This is a genomic window from Pseudomonas sp. B21-015, from assembly GCF_024749285.1.
GTDB lineage: Bacteria > Pseudomonadota > Gammaproteobacteria > Pseudomonadales > Pseudomonadaceae > Aquipseudomonas.
In genome coordinates this window covers 3,372,494-3,388,477 of sequence record NZ_CP087196.1, presented here as the reverse complement: position 1 = coordinate 3,388,477, position 15,984 = coordinate 3,372,494, and the positions used below count along the sequence as shown (strand labels likewise).

Annotated in this window: 9 protein-coding genes and 2 pseudogenes; 9 read left to right on the top strand and 2 right to left on the bottom strand. The window is 56.2% G+C overall.

Annotation, left to right across the window (positions count from 1 at the left end; genetic code table 11):
- Positions 1-21: 21 nt before the first annotated feature.
- Positions 22-179, bottom strand: a pseudogene (locus tag LOY38_RS15030) (aldehyde dehydrogenase family protein); the annotation flags it as partial.
- A 779-nt stretch (positions 180-958) separates the two neighbouring features.
- Between LOY38_RS15030 and LOY38_RS15025 the strand changes: the two are divergent.
- The 6 genes from LOY38_RS15025 (at position 959) to LOY38_RS15000 (ending at position 10,746) form a co-directional block, all read left to right on the top strand.
- Positions 959-1,474 carry an Hcp family type VI secretion system effector gene (locus LOY38_RS15025; protein ID WP_007949952.1) on the top strand — a complete coding sequence of 172 codons (516 nt, stop codon included), beginning with the start codon at positions 959-961 and terminating at the stop codon, positions 1,472-1,474.
- 123 nt (positions 1,475-1,597) lie between these two features.
- Positions 1,598-4,504, top strand: a complete 2,907-nt coding sequence (locus LOY38_RS15020; RefSeq protein ID WP_258695897.1) for a type VI secretion system tip protein VgrG — start codon at positions 1,598-1,600, stop codon at positions 4,502-4,504.
- A 34-nt stretch (positions 4,505-4,538) separates the two neighbouring features.
- Complete coding sequence (locus LOY38_RS15015; protein ID WP_258695896.1) at positions 4,539-4,802, top strand: PAAR domain-containing protein; 264 nt, start codon at positions 4,539-4,541, stop codon at positions 4,800-4,802.
- 120 nt (positions 4,803-4,922) lie between these two features.
- A complete protein-coding gene (locus LOY38_RS15010) occupies positions 4,923-9,641 on the top strand; it encodes an RHS repeat-associated core domain-containing protein (RefSeq protein ID WP_258695895.1) in 4,719 nt (1,572 codons plus the stop codon).
- The gene (locus LOY38_RS15005) at positions 9,638-10,069 is read left to right on the top strand and encodes a hypothetical protein (RefSeq protein ID WP_258695894.1); all 432 of its coding nucleotides are present in this window, start codon (positions 9,638-9,640) and stop codon (positions 10,067-10,069) included. Before LOY38_RS15010 ends, LOY38_RS15005 begins: the two co-directional genes overlap by 4 nt.
- A gap of 311 nt (positions 10,070-10,380) precedes the next feature.
- Positions 10,381-10,746, top strand: coding sequence for a hypothetical protein (locus LOY38_RS15000; RefSeq protein ID WP_258695893.1), 366 nt, complete (start codon positions 10,381-10,383; stop codon positions 10,744-10,746).
- Positions 10,747-10,987: 241 nt separating this feature from the next.
- On the opposite strand, the gene LOY38_RS14995 is transcribed toward LOY38_RS15000, so the two are convergent.
- A complete protein-coding gene (locus tag LOY38_RS14995) occupies positions 10,988-11,902 on the bottom strand; it encodes a LysR family transcriptional regulator (protein ID WP_258695892.1) in 915 nt (304 codons plus the stop codon).
- Between the two features lie 268 nt (positions 11,903-12,170).
- Between LOY38_RS14995 and LOY38_RS14990 the strand changes: the two genes are divergently transcribed.
- From LOY38_RS14990 to LOY38_RS14980, 3 genes and pseudogenes are all read left to right on the top strand, one after another.
- On the top strand, positions 12,171-13,193 hold the full coding sequence (locus LOY38_RS14990) for a zinc-dependent alcohol dehydrogenase family protein (protein WP_258695891.1): 1,023 nt from the start codon (positions 12,171-12,173) through the stop codon (positions 13,191-13,193).
- Between the two features lie 586 nt (positions 13,194-13,779).
- Complete coding sequence (locus LOY38_RS14985) at positions 13,780-15,270, top strand: hypothetical protein (RefSeq protein WP_258695890.1); 1,491 nt, start codon at positions 13,780-13,782, stop codon at positions 15,268-15,270.
- A gap of 67 nt (positions 15,271-15,337) precedes the next feature.
- Positions 15,338-15,496 (top strand): annotated as a pseudogene (locus LOY38_RS14980) (PLP-dependent aminotransferase family protein); the annotation flags it as partial.
- Between the last annotated feature and the right edge of the window lie 488 nt (positions 15,497-15,984).

Sequence of the window (15,984 nt, the reverse complement as noted above, 5' to 3'; positions counted from 1 at the left end):
CGAAAAATGTCGAGGTTGGGCTCAGTAGCGAATCATCAACGACTTCAGCTCGAAGTAATCATCAACGAAAGCGCTGCCGAACTGGCGGCCTATCCCCGAGGATTTTTGCCGCCAAAAGGCTCCGCTGGGTCCAGCATCGTGCTGGCTTCGATGGCGGGCACCATGCGCAGGGCTTTGCCCCCAATGGAGCAATCCACCGGAAGTGAATGGAGCTCCATGGTTTGTGGAAAGGCAGAAATGATCAGATAAAGAGCCTGTCCGACGACGCCTAAAGACTCTCAGGGTCGCCAAAAAACATTTTGACTAGGCTCTAGGGCAGTATTTTCAGGTCGGAAAAACTAAAATATGCCCCCAGTTTTGCTCCCCGTAGCGTGGGATATGCGGGCGATCGAGATTGGCGATCTCTGAGGCGGAGCAGGGTGGTCGTCGATGGCTTTCAGTGTAACTCCTCATCGGATCTGGCGGGAGGGGGCAGGGCTCATCAAGGACCAGCTAATCCGCTCTCGGTCGAGAACAGCAACTCCGATCGGCTGTGTTCGACCTAATATTTGCATCCCTGTAATTGGTTTACTGGGCTTGGAGGTGTCTACGAAACCAAGAGCGATTCAGTTATGCCCTGGCACCATCAATATTTCATCCGTTGATGTGTGGGGGGCCTTTTTTGAAAGTGCGCAACTTCTTGCGCACTTGTTCCGCATATTTGGCTCGATAAATCGCTACAGCCCAAGTAGATCGTGGTCTCCAGCCAAGTGCGCAACTTCTTGCACACCACTGCGCAACTACTTGCGCACTTTTCGATTATTTTCTGCGGATTTATCCCAGCCTTCGCAAGGAAAACGCTCGCAAGCCCCGGTTTATAAGGCCCAAAAAAAGTTGGCATGTAATTTGATGGCAAATGGCCGTCTCTTAGGTGATTTCACCTATGACTCATCCACTGATACAGCAAGGAGCACCTCCCATGGCAACACCAGCGTACATGTCGGTTACCGGCGAAAAACAAGGCCTGATCACTGCCGGCGCATTCACCGCCGACTCCGTTGGCAACACCTACCAGGAAGGTCATGAAGACCAGGTCATGGTTCAGGCTTTTACCCACGACGTGATCATCCCGCGTGACCCACAATCCGGTCAGCCAACCGGTCAGCGTGTGCACAAGCCAGTGGTCATCACCAAGGTCTACGACAAGGCTTCGCCACTGCTGCAAGCAGCGCTGACTTCCGGCGAGCGCATGAGCGAAATCGTTATCCAGTGGTACCGCACTTCAGCGCAAGGCACCCAAGAGCACTACTACACCACCAAACTGGAAGACGCGATCATCGTCGCCATCAACAACAAAATGCACAACTGCCAGGATCCAGGTAACGCGCACTTCACCCACCTGGAAGAAGTGCAATTCACCTACCGTAAAATCACCTGGACCCACGAAGTCTCCGGTACTTCGGGTTCCGATGACTGGCGTGCTCCAGTCGTTTAATTACGGCTGATCGTTGTACCACTCGACCAGTTCCGCTGGTCGAGTTCACTTCTTCTTTAAAGAATTTTTCGCGTCAGTCCTTCGTGACTAATGCGCGTTGCAGCATTTCGCGAGGAACAAGGGATGTTCTCACCGGCCAACCAGCCTCATTTCAACCTGACCGTCGATGGCATCGACAGCGATTTCCAAGTCCTGTCGTTCACCGGTCGTGAGGCCCTCAACACGCCGTTCGAATTCGAGCTGGAACTGGTCAGCGAAAAGGCCTCGATCAACCTCGAAAGCGTGCTGCACAAACTGGCGTTTCTCCAGCTGTCGCCGAGCGGTACCGGGATCCACGGGCTGGTCTACAGCATCGCCCAGGGCGAGGCGGGCAAGCGCCTGACCCGCTACAAAATTTCCCTGCGCCCGCAACTGGCCTACCTCGCGCATCGAGTCAACCAGCGCATCTTCCAGCAGATGACCGTGCAGCAGATCATCAGCAAGGTCTTGGAAGAACACGGCATCCTCGCCAGCGATTACCACTTCCAGCTCAGCGCGATTTATCCCGAGCGCATTTACTGCGTGCAGTACGACGAGTCGGACCTGGATTTTATCCAGCGCCTGTGCGAGGAGGAGGGGATTCACTACCACTTCCAGCACACGTCCAGCGGCCACAAGCTGACCTTCGGCGATGACCAGACAGTGTTCCCGAAACTGGCGCCAGTGGCCTATCAGCAGGACTCCGGACTGGTCGCCGACAAACCAGTGGTCAAGCGCTTCGGCCTGCGTCTGGCCACCCGCACCAACCGCACCACGCGGCGCGATTACGACTTCGTCAAACCGAAAATCGAGCTGGAAAGCGATGCCAAAAGTAGCGCCCAACCGGACCTCGAAGACTACGATTACCCGGGCCGTTTCGTCGATCGCGAGCGCGGCAAACACCTGGCCAATCGCGCGCTGGAACGCCATCGCAGCGACTATCGTCTGGCCGAAGGCAACAGCGACCAGCCGATTCTGGTCAGCGGACATTTCCTCGCCCTGACCGACCACGCCAACCCGACGTGGAATGACTTGTGGCTGCTCACCGAAATCTTCCACGAGGGCAAACAGCCGCAGGTGCTCGAAGAGTCGGTGACCAGCGACACCACCGACCTCAAGGACGATTTCCACCAGGGCTACCGCAACCGCTTCAGCGCCATCCCGTGGGACGTGCCTTACCGTCCGCCGCTCGATCACCCGAAACCGAAAGTCCTCGGCACCCAGAGCGCGGTGGTCTGCGGCCCTGAAGGCGAAGAGATCTATTGCGACCAGTACGGCCGGGTGAAGGTGCAGTTCTTCTGGGATCGCGAAGGCAAGCACGACGACATGACCAGTTGCTGGATGCGTGTCGCGTCGAGCTGGGCCGCCGAAACCTTTGGCTCGATCAACATCCCGCGGGTCGGCATGGAGGTGTTGATCACCTTCCTTGAAGGCGATCCCGATCAGCCGCTGATTACCGGTTGCCTGTATCACGGCGCGAATCTGCCACCGTACAAACTGCCGGACTTCAAGACCCTCGCCACGGTCAAGAGCAAGGAATACAAGGGCAGCCGCGCCAACGAACTGCGTATCGACGACACCACCAGCGAGATCAGCATTGCGCTGCGCAGTGATCACGGTGCCAGTGCGATCAACCTCGGTTATTTGACCCATCCGCGTCCGAGCGGCGGTCAGCCGCGTGGCGAAGGTTTCGAGTTGCGCACCGACCGCCATGGTGCGGTGCGTGCCGGCGCCGGATTGTTGATCACCACTGAGCCGCGTCCAAACGAATCCAAGCACCACAAAGACCTACCGGAAACCGCCGAGCGCCTCGCCGCTGCGAGCGATCAGCAGGACGGTTTCGCCACTCAGGCTAAAGAGCTTCAGGCTCAGGAGGCCGGCGATCAGGACGACGTCGCCAAGGCCTTGCACGCCCAGCACCAAGGTGTGCTTGGCAGTGGCCCGGCGAACCTCACCGCTAACGAATTTCCCGAGTTCACCGAACCGCATCTGGTGCTCGCCAGCCCGGCCGGCATCGCCCTGACCACGCCGCGCTCCAGCCACATCGCCACCGGCGAACACCTGGCGCTGAGCAGCACCGGCCACACCAGTCTGTCGATCGGCAAACGCCTGCTGGCCAGTGCCAGTCGCGGCATGCGCCTGTTCGTGCAAAGCATGGGCTGGCGTCTGGTCGCGGCCTCCGGCGACATCGACGTACGGGCGCTGAAGGACAGCATCAACTTGCTGGCCAAACTCAACATCACCGCCAACGCCGACCGCATCAACATCACCGCCAAGACCGAATTGGTCATTCAGGGCGGCGGCAGTGCCACCACCTACAACGCCGGCGGCATCACCCACGCCACCAGCGGCCCGTACACCGCACACGCGGCGAATTTCGCCTACACCGGCGCGAAAAGTCTGGCCGGGGTGTTCCCGGAACCGCCGAAACCGGGCAAGGGCAATCTGGAATTGTTCAACCAGTACGCCGGACGTCAGGGCATCAAGGACGGCGATTACGAAGTCATCGATGCGCTGGGCAAAAGCATCAAGGGCAAGCTCGACGGCAAGGGTTTCGCCAGTGTCGCCGGCGCTGCGCCGGGGCCGGCGCGTGTGCTGTTCGGCAAGGATCCGGCGGATACCTGGAGCGATGGCAGTTACATCGGTAAGCCGGAATGGCCGTTGAATCCGCCGGGGGCCGAAGACGTGCCGAGCCAAGTGCAGGCGATGGTCGCACAGGTGTTGCCGAGCAAGAGCTGGGACATGTTGGAGAAGGGTAAGGACATGGCGCAAACAGGGATGAGTGCGATGCAGACCGCACAAGGTGCGATGCAAACGGCGCAGCAGGTTAAGGGTGTGGTGCAGGGCGGTGTAGCCGGGTTGCCGAAGCTGGCGAGTGCGGCAATGCCGAGTGCGTCGGGGATTCTGGGGGCGGCGAGCAAGGCGGGCAATTTGCCGAGCCTGCCTGCACCGAGTCTGCCAAAACCTTCCTTGAAAACCCCGGGCCTGTTGGCGGGTGAGATGCTGTCATGACAACGGAAACGATTTCAGTCAAAGGAGTGACGCAATGAAAGACGCTATTCGTTTGGGGGACTCCACCACCCACGGTGGCAAGGTGCTCGAAGCCTTCTCTCAAACCGACCTCAATGGCAAGCCGATTGCCGGGGTCGGTCACAAGGTCAGTTGCCCGTTGTGCAAGGGGATTTTCCCGATTGCCGAGGGCAGCAGCACCTACACCGTCGATGGCACGCCAATCGCGCTGGATGGCATGAAGACCGCCTGCGGTGCTGTGCTTATTGCCAGTGGCCCGAAAGGCGCGGTTGTTAGCTGAATCACCCAAATTATTGCTTCGGCCTCATGAGGCTGCGATCTCGAATCGCGAACTCGACGAGGACCCGCGCCTTTCAATACATCTTCGAAACTCCAGCCTGTTGGCCGGTAAGACGCTTTCATGACAACTGATATTGCTGTTGCAAACAAACGTGAACCCCAGGTAGCCATCGTTCCACTCAATGCTATCGACATCAAGGATGTCGCAAGCAGTGCAGCGACATTTGATGCATGGCTACAGTCTGCTAGTGGTGGTGTGGTCACGCTTGACCGGATCAAAAACGTTGCCGGAGCACTGCCCGTAGTGGGTAACATCATGGCGTTGGTCGACGCTTTGGGTGACATCGTTACTTTGTCGAATGCGCAGAAACGAGATCTGCTTGCTTGGGCGAGCTTGGGTATCAACCTGATCGGTGTGTTGCCGTTGCCACCGGCGATGGCGGCGGCGCGCATGACTTTGCGTCCAACGCTGTTTCTTGTGCGTCAGGAGATGAAAGCCTCCGGCAAGGTACTGCTTAGTTCATCGGTCATTGAGGTCTTGATAGGGCACTTGAACGAATCCATCGTTGGTACTCTCGATGACTTTGTCGCACAAGCCAAAGGCAAGCTACCCGGTATCTTGGCGGACGCCGGCAAGCTCGGTGAAGACGTCATCAACGAGATTGCCAAAGGCTTGGAAACGGTTGCCAACGGTAAACTCGACGCCAAAGGCGACGCGCAGGCCGCCAGTCAAAAACTCAGCACCGCTGGCGACCAACTTCTGAACGATCCACTCGCGGCGATCGACAATATATTCGGAGCGGCTGCCAGTGCGTATAAGGCTGCAGGCAAGGGCTTGGCCAACAGTGCGGCGGATAATCTGCTACCTGATGATGTGAAGAAACGGGTGGTCACTGAGACAGCAAAACTCCGCGCAATGGGGCCTGAATTACGTAGTCAGTTGAGCAAGCTCGATGATGAGTCAGTTCAGAACTCTATTGGCTGGTTACTGCTGACCCTCTCCACTGCCGTCACTCTTTGGCGTAAACGTAATGCCCACGGCCAGAGTGCGGGCGTTCAACCGGACAAGACCAGTAAGGCGAATCACACCGCCTCAGAGGGCGGCCTAGGCGCCACCGGTCAACAGGCTGCGGCAGCGCATGCGCCCAACCCGGATAAAAACTGCGCTTGCTCCAGCACTCGTCGCAGCATCAATTTTGCTCTGGGTTCTGAAAGCCTCAGCCATACCGATTTCAGCCTTCCGGGTCCTTTTCCTCTTGAGTGGACGCGCACCTACAATTCTCGCCTGGGGGCATTCGACCATAGCGAGCTCGGTGCGCGTTGGATCAGCGAATTCACCACACGATTTGATTGCGTGGATGATGGCCTGACGTTCTACGGCGCTGACGGTCGCGACCACAGTTATCCTTTACCCAAAGTCGGTCTGTTCCACTACGACGCCATTGAGAACGTCACGCTGATTCGTGCCAGCGAAGATCAGTTGTTACTGTGCCGCGGTTTTGAGCGCAAGGAAACCTACATACGCCTTGGCCAACGCTATGTGCTGACCAACATTTCGCGGCGCAATGGCGCCGGGGTCATGCTGCATTATGAGCATCGCCATGGCGAGCAGTCGGTACTCTCAGACCTGATCACGTATCAGGAAAACGACATCAGCAAAGTGCATTCGCACCTGGGCACGATGCTTGATGGTCAAGGCCGCTTGGTCGGTATCTGGGAAATTCGTGACGGCGTACCGCATCGCCAATTGTGCGCCTATCAGTACGACGCTTATGGCGATTTGACTCAGGGGCAAGATGAGAACGGTTCGGCCTGGTCGTATCAGTATCAGCATCACCTGGTCACTCGTTACACCGACCGTACCGGCCGAGGTATGAACCTTGAGTGGGACGGGCAGGGCTCCAACGCGAAAGCCATCCGTGAATGGGCCGATGATGGCAGTTTCGACACGCGTTTGGAGTGGGACGAGAACATTCGTCTGACCTACGTCACCGATGCCCACGGCAACGAAACTTGGCACTACTACGACATCCTTGGCTACACCTACCGCATTCGCCATGCTGACGGACGCTCGGAATGGCTTTTCCGTGACGACGCAAAAAACGTCGTGCGCCACGTACAAGCCGATGGCAGCACCAACCGTTACCGTTATGACGATCGCGGTAATTTGCTTGAGCATACCCGCGCCGATCATACCGTCATGCATTACGCCTATGACGACCAGGATAAGCTGATCAAGATCAGTGATGCCGAGGGTGGCCAGTGGCAAAGGGCTTATGACGACATGGGCAATCTAGTCGAAGCCATCGACCCACTGGGGAACAAAACCGAATACGCCTACAACAAGTCAGGTCTGCCTACGGCGATCAAAGATGCCAACGGCAACGAAAAGACCTTGGGCTACAACGATTCCGGGCAAGTAGTTGAATACGTTGATTGCTCAGGCAAGACCAGCGCCTGGGAGTACAACGAATTTGGGCAGATGATCTGCTTTACTGACGCTGCCGGAAACGCCACCGAATACGATTACAAGGCCGGGCAAGTGGTGCTGATCAAGCACCCGGACAAGACTGAGGAGCGTTTTGAGCGCGACGCTGAAGGTCGTTTGCTGGCCCATGTTGATGGACTGGATCGCTGCACGACATGGAGCTACAACGCTGCTGGTCTGATTGCCGAACGCGTCGACGCCGCTGAGCAAACCTTGCGCTATCGCTGGGACCGTCTCGGTCGGTTAACGGCCCTGGAAAACGAAAACGAGCAACGCGCGCATTTTAATTACGACCCGGTCGGTCGCATTCTGGAAGAAAGCGGCTTTGATGGGCGGAGCACACGCTATCAGTACGACCCTGTCACGGGGCGCTTGGCACAATCGGTCAATGGCGAACGTGTGATTTCGATGAGCTTTGACCCGATGGGGCGCTTGACTGAACGTTGCGCTACTTTGGGGGAAAAATCACAAGTCGAGAACTTTGCTTACGATGGTAACGGTCGTTTGGTATTGGCCAAGAACACCGACAGTCTGCTGCATTGGTTCCATGACTCAGCGGGTAATTTGCTGCGCGAACACCAGCATTACCTCGGTCTTGAAAAAGCCACTGTCGCGATTTGGCAGCATGAGTACGACTTGCTCAACCAGCGTGTAGCCACCATTCGCCCGGACGGGCATCGCGTCAGTTGGCTCACTTACGGCAGCGGTCACTTGTTGGGCATGCGCCTGGATGAGCACGAACTGGTCGGCTATGAGCGAGATGATTTACACCGCGAAATTGCCCGTCATCAAGGTAACCATCTACTGCAGACCCAAAGCTGGGACCCGGCAGGGCGCTTGCAGGAACAGGTTTTGGGGCGCAGCGATGACAAATCTACCCTGCTCAAGCGCGAGTACAAATACGATGCTGTAGGCCAACTGACCGACATCAATGATAGCCGCCGTGGCCCTCTGACTTATCGTTATGATCCGGTCGGTCGTCTGCTTAGCGCGACTACACGTCAAGGCGTAGAAACGTTCGCTTTTGACCCGGCAGGTAACCTACTTGACGAAAAAACGAATGAAATTCGCCGTCCACTGGATTTAACGCCACCGCGAAGCAAGCTAGTCGACAACCTGCTGCGTGAGTACGCTGGCACCCACTACGATTATGACGAGCGCGGCAACCAGATCCAGCGTTGGCATAACGGTCAGCGCAGTGACCTGCAATGGGATCTGTTTGATCGGTTGGTGCATTTCGAGGACTCAAGATTATCCGTCGATTTTGCTTACGACGCCTTGGGGCGGCGCCTGCGCAAAAACTCCCTTGCACACTACAAACAGCGTCCGGAAGCTGGTTCGCTCTGGAACCGTAATGAGCATGCTCGCAAACAGCGAGAACTGGGTTGCGGTTTCACCTTGTATGGGTGGGACGGCGACAACCTCGCCTGGGAAAGTAGCTCAGCGCAGGCCGATGGTGAACCGGGTCGAACGGTTCACTACATATTCGAACCAGGCACCTTCGTCCCGGTCGCTCAAGCTGTGCGCCACGCACCGATCAACCTCATGGGCCAGCCGGACTACAGTGGTGAATACAGCCTTGATGAAGATCCGCTGTGGAATCACAAGGCTAGCGCGTTACCGTTTGATGCGTTGGCTTGGTATCAGTGCGATCACTTAGGTACGCCCCAAGAACTGACTGACTATCAAGGCAGCGTGGCTTGGGCTGCGCAATACAAGGCATGGGGGCAGGCGACGGAACAGCACTCAGGATGGGCGCGGCAGAATGGGGTGATGAACCCTATACGCTTCCAGGGCCAATATCATGATCATGAGACGGGACTGCATTACAACCGACATCGGTACTATGACCCCACGGTAGGGCGGTTCATCAGTAAGGATCCGCTCAGTTACGATGCCGGGTTGAACCTTTATCAGTACGCACCGAATCCGACAGGTTGGACCGATGCTTTGGGACTGTCTCGAAAAGGCACTACATCTGGCTCCAAAAAAACCAACACTGCCGAGGGTGCAGCAGACGCAGCGGTAGCAGGAGGGAAAACATCTGGGGCGGCATCTGAGTTTCGCCAAGGAGACCACGTTATTACGGGTGTAAGCGGTGAAGAAGTGCCGCATAATTCCCAGGTAACGGCGGGGCTGATGGGTACGCCAGCAGATAAACGCGCCCAATGGCACGGCGGATGCGCAGAGGTGGTTTGCTTGGATAAAGCTATGAATGCAGGCATTGATCCTGCTGGAGGAACCATTCGGACCGTTAATATTGGTGGTTCCGGAAATGGTCATGGCACAAACAAGGCTCCTTGCTCCTCGTGTGCCGACCTTTTACAACATTTCAAGGTTAACGTCGTATGAATCAAATTGATTTTAAGAAATATAACGTTGGCGCGATTATTCGGCCATCTGACAATCGCGAAGCGCTTAAGCAACAGATCGGATTTTTGGTCAAGGTTGTGGATGCATTGGGTATCAAATTCTCTGATTGTGAGAATGATCCTTTGCGTCTTGCAAAAGACTATGTAAATGGCAAGATCCCAATTGAAGCCTGTAAGGCCGAGGCTTCGGTTTGGTGGGCGAAAATCGATGAGAAAGGCGCAATACGTGACTTTCAAGATAAGGACGTATTACTGGCGCGGCTAGCTATCTGCCTGCTGTCAAATGATGAAGATGATGTTTCTGTAATGGGAGATAATCTTTCATGGTTTTTTGAGGTGCTGGGATTCTTGAAAGTGGATATGATGACGCCAATGAGAATGATGATTGAGTATTTTGATTTTAAATAAAATTTAAGATCGCCAAGGACCGAGCATGCAATGAAGCTGGGAAGCGGAGTTCATTGCTGAAGCGAAAGGAGAGATAAGGGCAGTGGTGCCAGTTGGCCATAATTGAGACTTCGCTTCAAAGACTGTCTGGAACGTTTCGAGATCTTTCGTACGTCTCTCAGGGAAGATACGAGACCACGGATGTTCCTGGCAGCTTGCAGCGCATGAGCGCTGCCGGATTTCAGCCATGATTGGACACACCTTCTTTAAAAGGCAAGCTAGTGTGATGCGCCATTGCGCTTTAAGCTGCGCGCCCTTTTAAGGGGCGTTAGATGCAAGGGTCGCTGAAATACAAACTGGTTTCATTGCTGGCCTTACCACTGCTAAGTGCTTGCTCATCACTTGGATCACTGGGCGTTGGGTGCACTGCGCCAGAGCTCCAGGTGGCACCGCAAACTGCGACCAGCTCTCATCTGGTTAGAGTTGAACTTCCATTGAATGTCGTCGATGATCTGTTCTCTGATTTCGATAGGGCTATGCGGAATCTCACTCATATTGCGCTCTCGGATGATTGGTTCTTGCATAAAAATGACTGGGGGGCGGAAAGTAAGAAATTCATAAATAAATATAAGGAAAGTAAAACGCTTGATTCTAATGAATGCGACGGTTCGCCGGGTAAATGTAGCGAAGCGGAGTAGCTCTCGACGACTCGATGCGTTTCGGTTGTTTTTACGGGGTAGGGTCGAGGGTTCATATCTCCCTCAGTCCACCCATCCTCATCAATAGCCTGCTTGGCCTCAGGCTGGGGGCATCCTTTTCAAACCATCCAAAGCATGCCCTCAAATATGCCCCCAATGTAGCAATCCACTGGAAGTGAATGGAGCTCCATGGTTTGTGGAAAGGCAGAAATGATCAGCCGAACAGCCTGCCAGACGACGCCTAAAGACTCTCAGGGTCGCCAAAAAACATCTGAATCCGCGACCGCAACCACCGCTCACCCGGATCATTATCCTGCGACCCGCGCCAGGCCATGTGCAATTCAAAACTGCGCACCGGCAACGGCGGGTCTTCCGCCCGAACGCCACCGGCCGCGGTCAGCGCTTCGGCGGTGTAATCCGGGACGGTGGCCACGATATCGGTGCCGCTGATCAGTGTGCTCAACCCGTTGAATTGCGGCACCGCCAGCACCACGTGCCGTTTGCGCCCCAGTTTCTCCAGCTCTTCATCTATAAAGCCGCTCAGGTCACCCGCGAACGAAACCAGTGCGTGAGGGCGGGCGCAGAAATCATCCAGGCTCAACGGCCCCGGCACGGTGTCGGCCCGCAACAGTTTCGGCATGCTGCGGCGCAGTACTTTGCGCTTGGCGTTGGCCGGAAGGTCGGCGGTGTAGCTGACACCAATGGAAATTTCGCCCGAGGCCAACAGGTTCGGCATCAGGATGTAATTGGCGCGACGCACCACCAACACGATGCCCGGTGCCTCGGCACGCAGCCGTTTGAGCAGCATTGGCAGCAACGCGAACTCGGCATCGTCCGACAGGCCGATGCGGAATACCGCGTTACTGGTCGCCGGATCGAATTCCGCCGCACGACTGACCGCGGTGGAGATCGAGTCCAGGGCCGGCGAGAGCAGGGCGAAGATTTCCACCGCTCGGGCGGAAGGTTCCATGCTGCGGCCGGTGCGCACGAACAGCGGGTCATCGAACAGCCCGCGCAGGCGCGAGAGCGCCGCACTGATGGCCGGTTGGCCGAGGAACAACTTCTCCGCGGCGCGGGTCACGCTGCGTTCGTGCATCAGTGTTTCGAAAACGATCAACAGGTTCAGGTCGACACGACGCAGGTCATTACGATTCATCTGGAGTCCTGGCAGATTCAGCAAACTTGACGTGAGCGACCATATGAGAACAATGGCCGGCGTGAATCTTACGGGGAAAGACTGGTACTCTGCACAGGGTAATTCAGTTTTCCTTGGAAGGCTGCTTCGGTTTTTACGGCATTGGATGATGTCGCCGTCGCTGCGGAATCAATGACAGGCATGTCGACTATTAATGGCCACTGATGGTCTTGGGTAGAAAGCCCAGATAGAGTTCAGGGCATTAGAGGTTATTTTGACGAGGTTTGCGATGTCCCGCACGATCCGTTTTCACAAGTTTGGTCCAGCCGAGGTGCTCAAATGCGAAGAGCATGCGGCCGCTCTGCCTGCGCCGGGCGAAGTGCAGGTGCGTGTCGAGGCGATTGGCATCAGCTGGTACGACATTCTCTGGCGCCAGAACCTGGCTTCGTCCCATGCTCGCCTGCCTTCAGGCCTGGGTCATGAAATGGCCGGCGTGGTCACGGCGCTTGGCGAGGGTGTCGATGACCTGGCTGTCGGTGACAAGGTCGCCAGTTTCCCGGCCGAAAGCCCCAACGACTATCCGGTCTACGGCGAACAGATCGTTCTGCCGCGCTCGGCACTGACCTCTTATCCGGACGTGCTCAGCCCGATCGAAGCCAGCGTGCACTACACGCCGTTGTTGATTGCCTATTTTGCTTATGCCGATCTGGCGCGCGTCAAGCCCGGGCAATTCGCTCTGGTGACCGACGCCAGTCATTGCGCCGGGCCGTCGTTCGTGCAATTGGGCAAAGCTCTCGGCGTGCGCGTGATTGCCGCGACCAAATCCGCGGAAGAACGTGAATACCTGCTGTCCCTGGGTGCCGAGAAAGTCATCGTCACCGAAGAACAGGATCTGCTGATGCAGATCAACAAGATCACCGATAACCGCGGCGTCGACGTGGTGTTCGATGGCCTTGGCGGGCCGCAGATGTCGATGCTCGGCGATGTGCTCGCACCTCGCGGCAGCCTGGTGCTCTATGGCCTGCAAGGGGGTAATCAGACGCCGTTCCCGGCCTGCGCAGCGTTCCAGAAAAACATTCAATTCTTCGTGCACTGCATCGGCAACTTCACCGGCAAACCGGAACTGGGCATTATCCAGGATCAGGCTGCACTGCAACGTGCTCTGCGCGACATCAACCAGTTGACTGCCGATCGTGTGCTGCTGCCGCTCAAGACTCGGGTCTTTCCGTTTTCCGAGTTTGTCGAAGCGCACCGCTATATGGACGAATGCCCATGTCGCGAACGGGTCGCCCTTCAGGTCGAACCTGCCTAAGCCCTTTGCATGAGCCTTTTTGTATAAGCGCCTCCAAGAGTCCGTGCCAGCACGGACTCTGCTGCTCGCAACACCTCCCAAATGAGACATCCCATTGATCAGTCAGTGGGCCGGTTCAGCAACTGAACTGGTTTTTGCTCTCGATCTGTATCTTCTAATCATCATATAAGCCCTGATAATTGAATGATTATTTCATCTCAAGGAAAGAGTCATGGCTGGGTATCAGCTTGAAACTTCTCAATGCATGTTGGCAATACATGTTCAACAAATAGTTTCGCCTCCCTCGGTTGTCATGCATTTGCTGGCAACTTCTTTCTTTATTTCTTGTGTTACATGTCTGTGGGATGTTGTCGGAAATTTCCTAGGAAATCCCGTGCGAGCGCAACACGCCCATTCTACGGGGCATTGCGACGACCTTGCCCTGTCTGGGGTATCCGTGATGTGCAATCATTTCAAATAATTACGCAAAGCTTAAGTGCTAGCATTCGACACTAACCCCGGCACTCCATTCATGACAGGCAACCCGTCGCGCGGTACATACCATTATTTGCGTGGCATCGAACTTATGAGTAACAGGTAAACAATGATGACCCATACCCATGAACAGGCAATGAACTATGTTTATCAACAAGTACTGCAGCGCTTGCTGAGTTTTTTTTCTCGCGCCGAGCGCACGGCATTGCAACTGATGATTCAGCGCCTGGTGGTGTCCGCCGGAGGTATGGAGCGTATCGGTGATTACAAGGTACTGGCGGTCCAGTCCGGATCCCGCGACAGCTGCTACACACTGGCGCTGCTGCGCGCCGCGCAGCTGAGTATCGCCGGCCGGGCACCGGCAACGTTCCAGTTGCGTGTGGCGACGTTGCGCTTGAACGGCACGTCCTCTACCGCCCTGGAAAACATCCATCGCAGCTGCAGTGCATTGTTCCTCTACGACGATCCTCGGGTCGAAGTGTTGATGGTCGACAATCGCGAGGTGCTGCCGTTCAACCACCTGGCGCCGATCTCCGAAGCCGGTCGCGAGTCGAATCGGCTCAATCTGCTGATGGTCGGGCACCGTCGCAGCTGGGACGGACCACTCGATCTGTGGGATGACGGGTACCTGGCAACCGGCGAGTTTTATGGGCAAATCGCCCGCTGGGACAGGGGCGTCGATGTATGGGTCAGTAGCGATACACCCCGTCGGCAGGCGCAGTTTCTCGACGGCTTGAACCGTGCTGCGGCCAAGGCGGGGCTCAAGGCATCGAATCGTAATGAAACGGGCTACGAAGGGTTGTTCGCACGGCTCGATGAGCTGGGTAGCGACTGCTATCGCGAGTTTTATCCTGATTCTGCTCAGGTTGCATGGCGTCCCGCCGACTGTTTTGAAGCCTGCCGTCGCACGACCTTCATCGACATTCACGACATGCTGGTCAGCAATCTGGAGGAGCGCTGGCCGCTGCTCACCGACTTCCTCGGGTTTCAACCTGACGAACTGACCGCTCAACTCAGTGATAACGACTACGTCAGCCCGTCGATCTGCGCGCACCTTCGGGGCTTGCAAGCGTGCTTTGTGCACGGTCGCACCTACGAGTCGGGTGTCGGCGAGTACGTGCAGCGGGCGCTGGTGATGATGCGTCGTAAACGGCTGCCCGAGCGCTTTTGCGAGCAGGCAATGGAGGCCTTTGGCAATCCGCTGACAATGGCCGACCAGCGCGAATTGGCGGCGGCCGAGGCCCAGAAGAACCTCGGTTTGAGCGAAGCCCAACTGGTGTGTCTGCTCTTCGCCCCGTTTGTCGATAACGGCGCGGCGCTTGAGCATTTTCTCCGTCAGCGCCACCCCGGCATGCTCGTGGCGTTGCCGGATTTGCACCGGGCAATGCTGGGCAATTCGGCGCCCGAGCAGGTTCTGCAGTGGATGGTTGATGTCAGCGGGTTGCCGGTCAGTCTGATCGGAAAGCTTTACCGCATGGGGTCGGTGGTTCGCAATGAGGGCGGGGCGCCTGACACGGGAGGCGGCGACGTGGGTGTGCACGCGGAAGTGATCGACCCTGAAAATGAAACGGCCGTGACGGGCGAATGGTCGACGGGCCGGTGAACGTGCCTGGTTTGACGGATTCATCAAGGATGCATCTCGGCGTTTGTAGCGTGTTCGGCCATTACCCATGAAAGGATCACGAGAGACCGATTTTGCGTACCAGGCGGTGTACCGTTACCTGAATAACCTGATCAATGAGCCGGGCAGTGATGCACGCGTGCGGCTGCCTTCGTTGCGACAGTTGGCGGACCGTCTGAATGTGTCGATCTCGACCATCCAGTACGCCTAGATACTCCCGATTGTCAACGACCCTGTAAAAAATAATAATTTGCCACCAATCCCCGTGATATCTGATCCCGCAATGCGCTTTTTCGCATTCCTGATCAACATATCTACAAAAATGTAAAAATAGGCTGTATTTCGGCTCTCCTGTTTACACTTTTAATAAGACGTAAATTCGAGTGCATGCCGACTGATCCTGAAGGGTCTCCATCAGGTGTTTTACGGTGATTCAGTCCCACGGCGATGGTCGTTGAGTCCTTAGTTCCTATTAGAAAACGATACGTAAATTGCACGGATCGGCAGATTTGCGGTTGTCGTATTGAAGCAAGACGCTGGAGCATCGCTGCGACTGCCAGTATTATGATGGCCACCTTGAATTTACCTGCTCAATCTTGGCTAAACCAGGCCGCCCGGTATTTGGCGGTGATAGTCATTTTGCAGGGTCAAAATTTTCATCCCATCCATCCAATCGACGTCGTTTCGGCAGCTTCG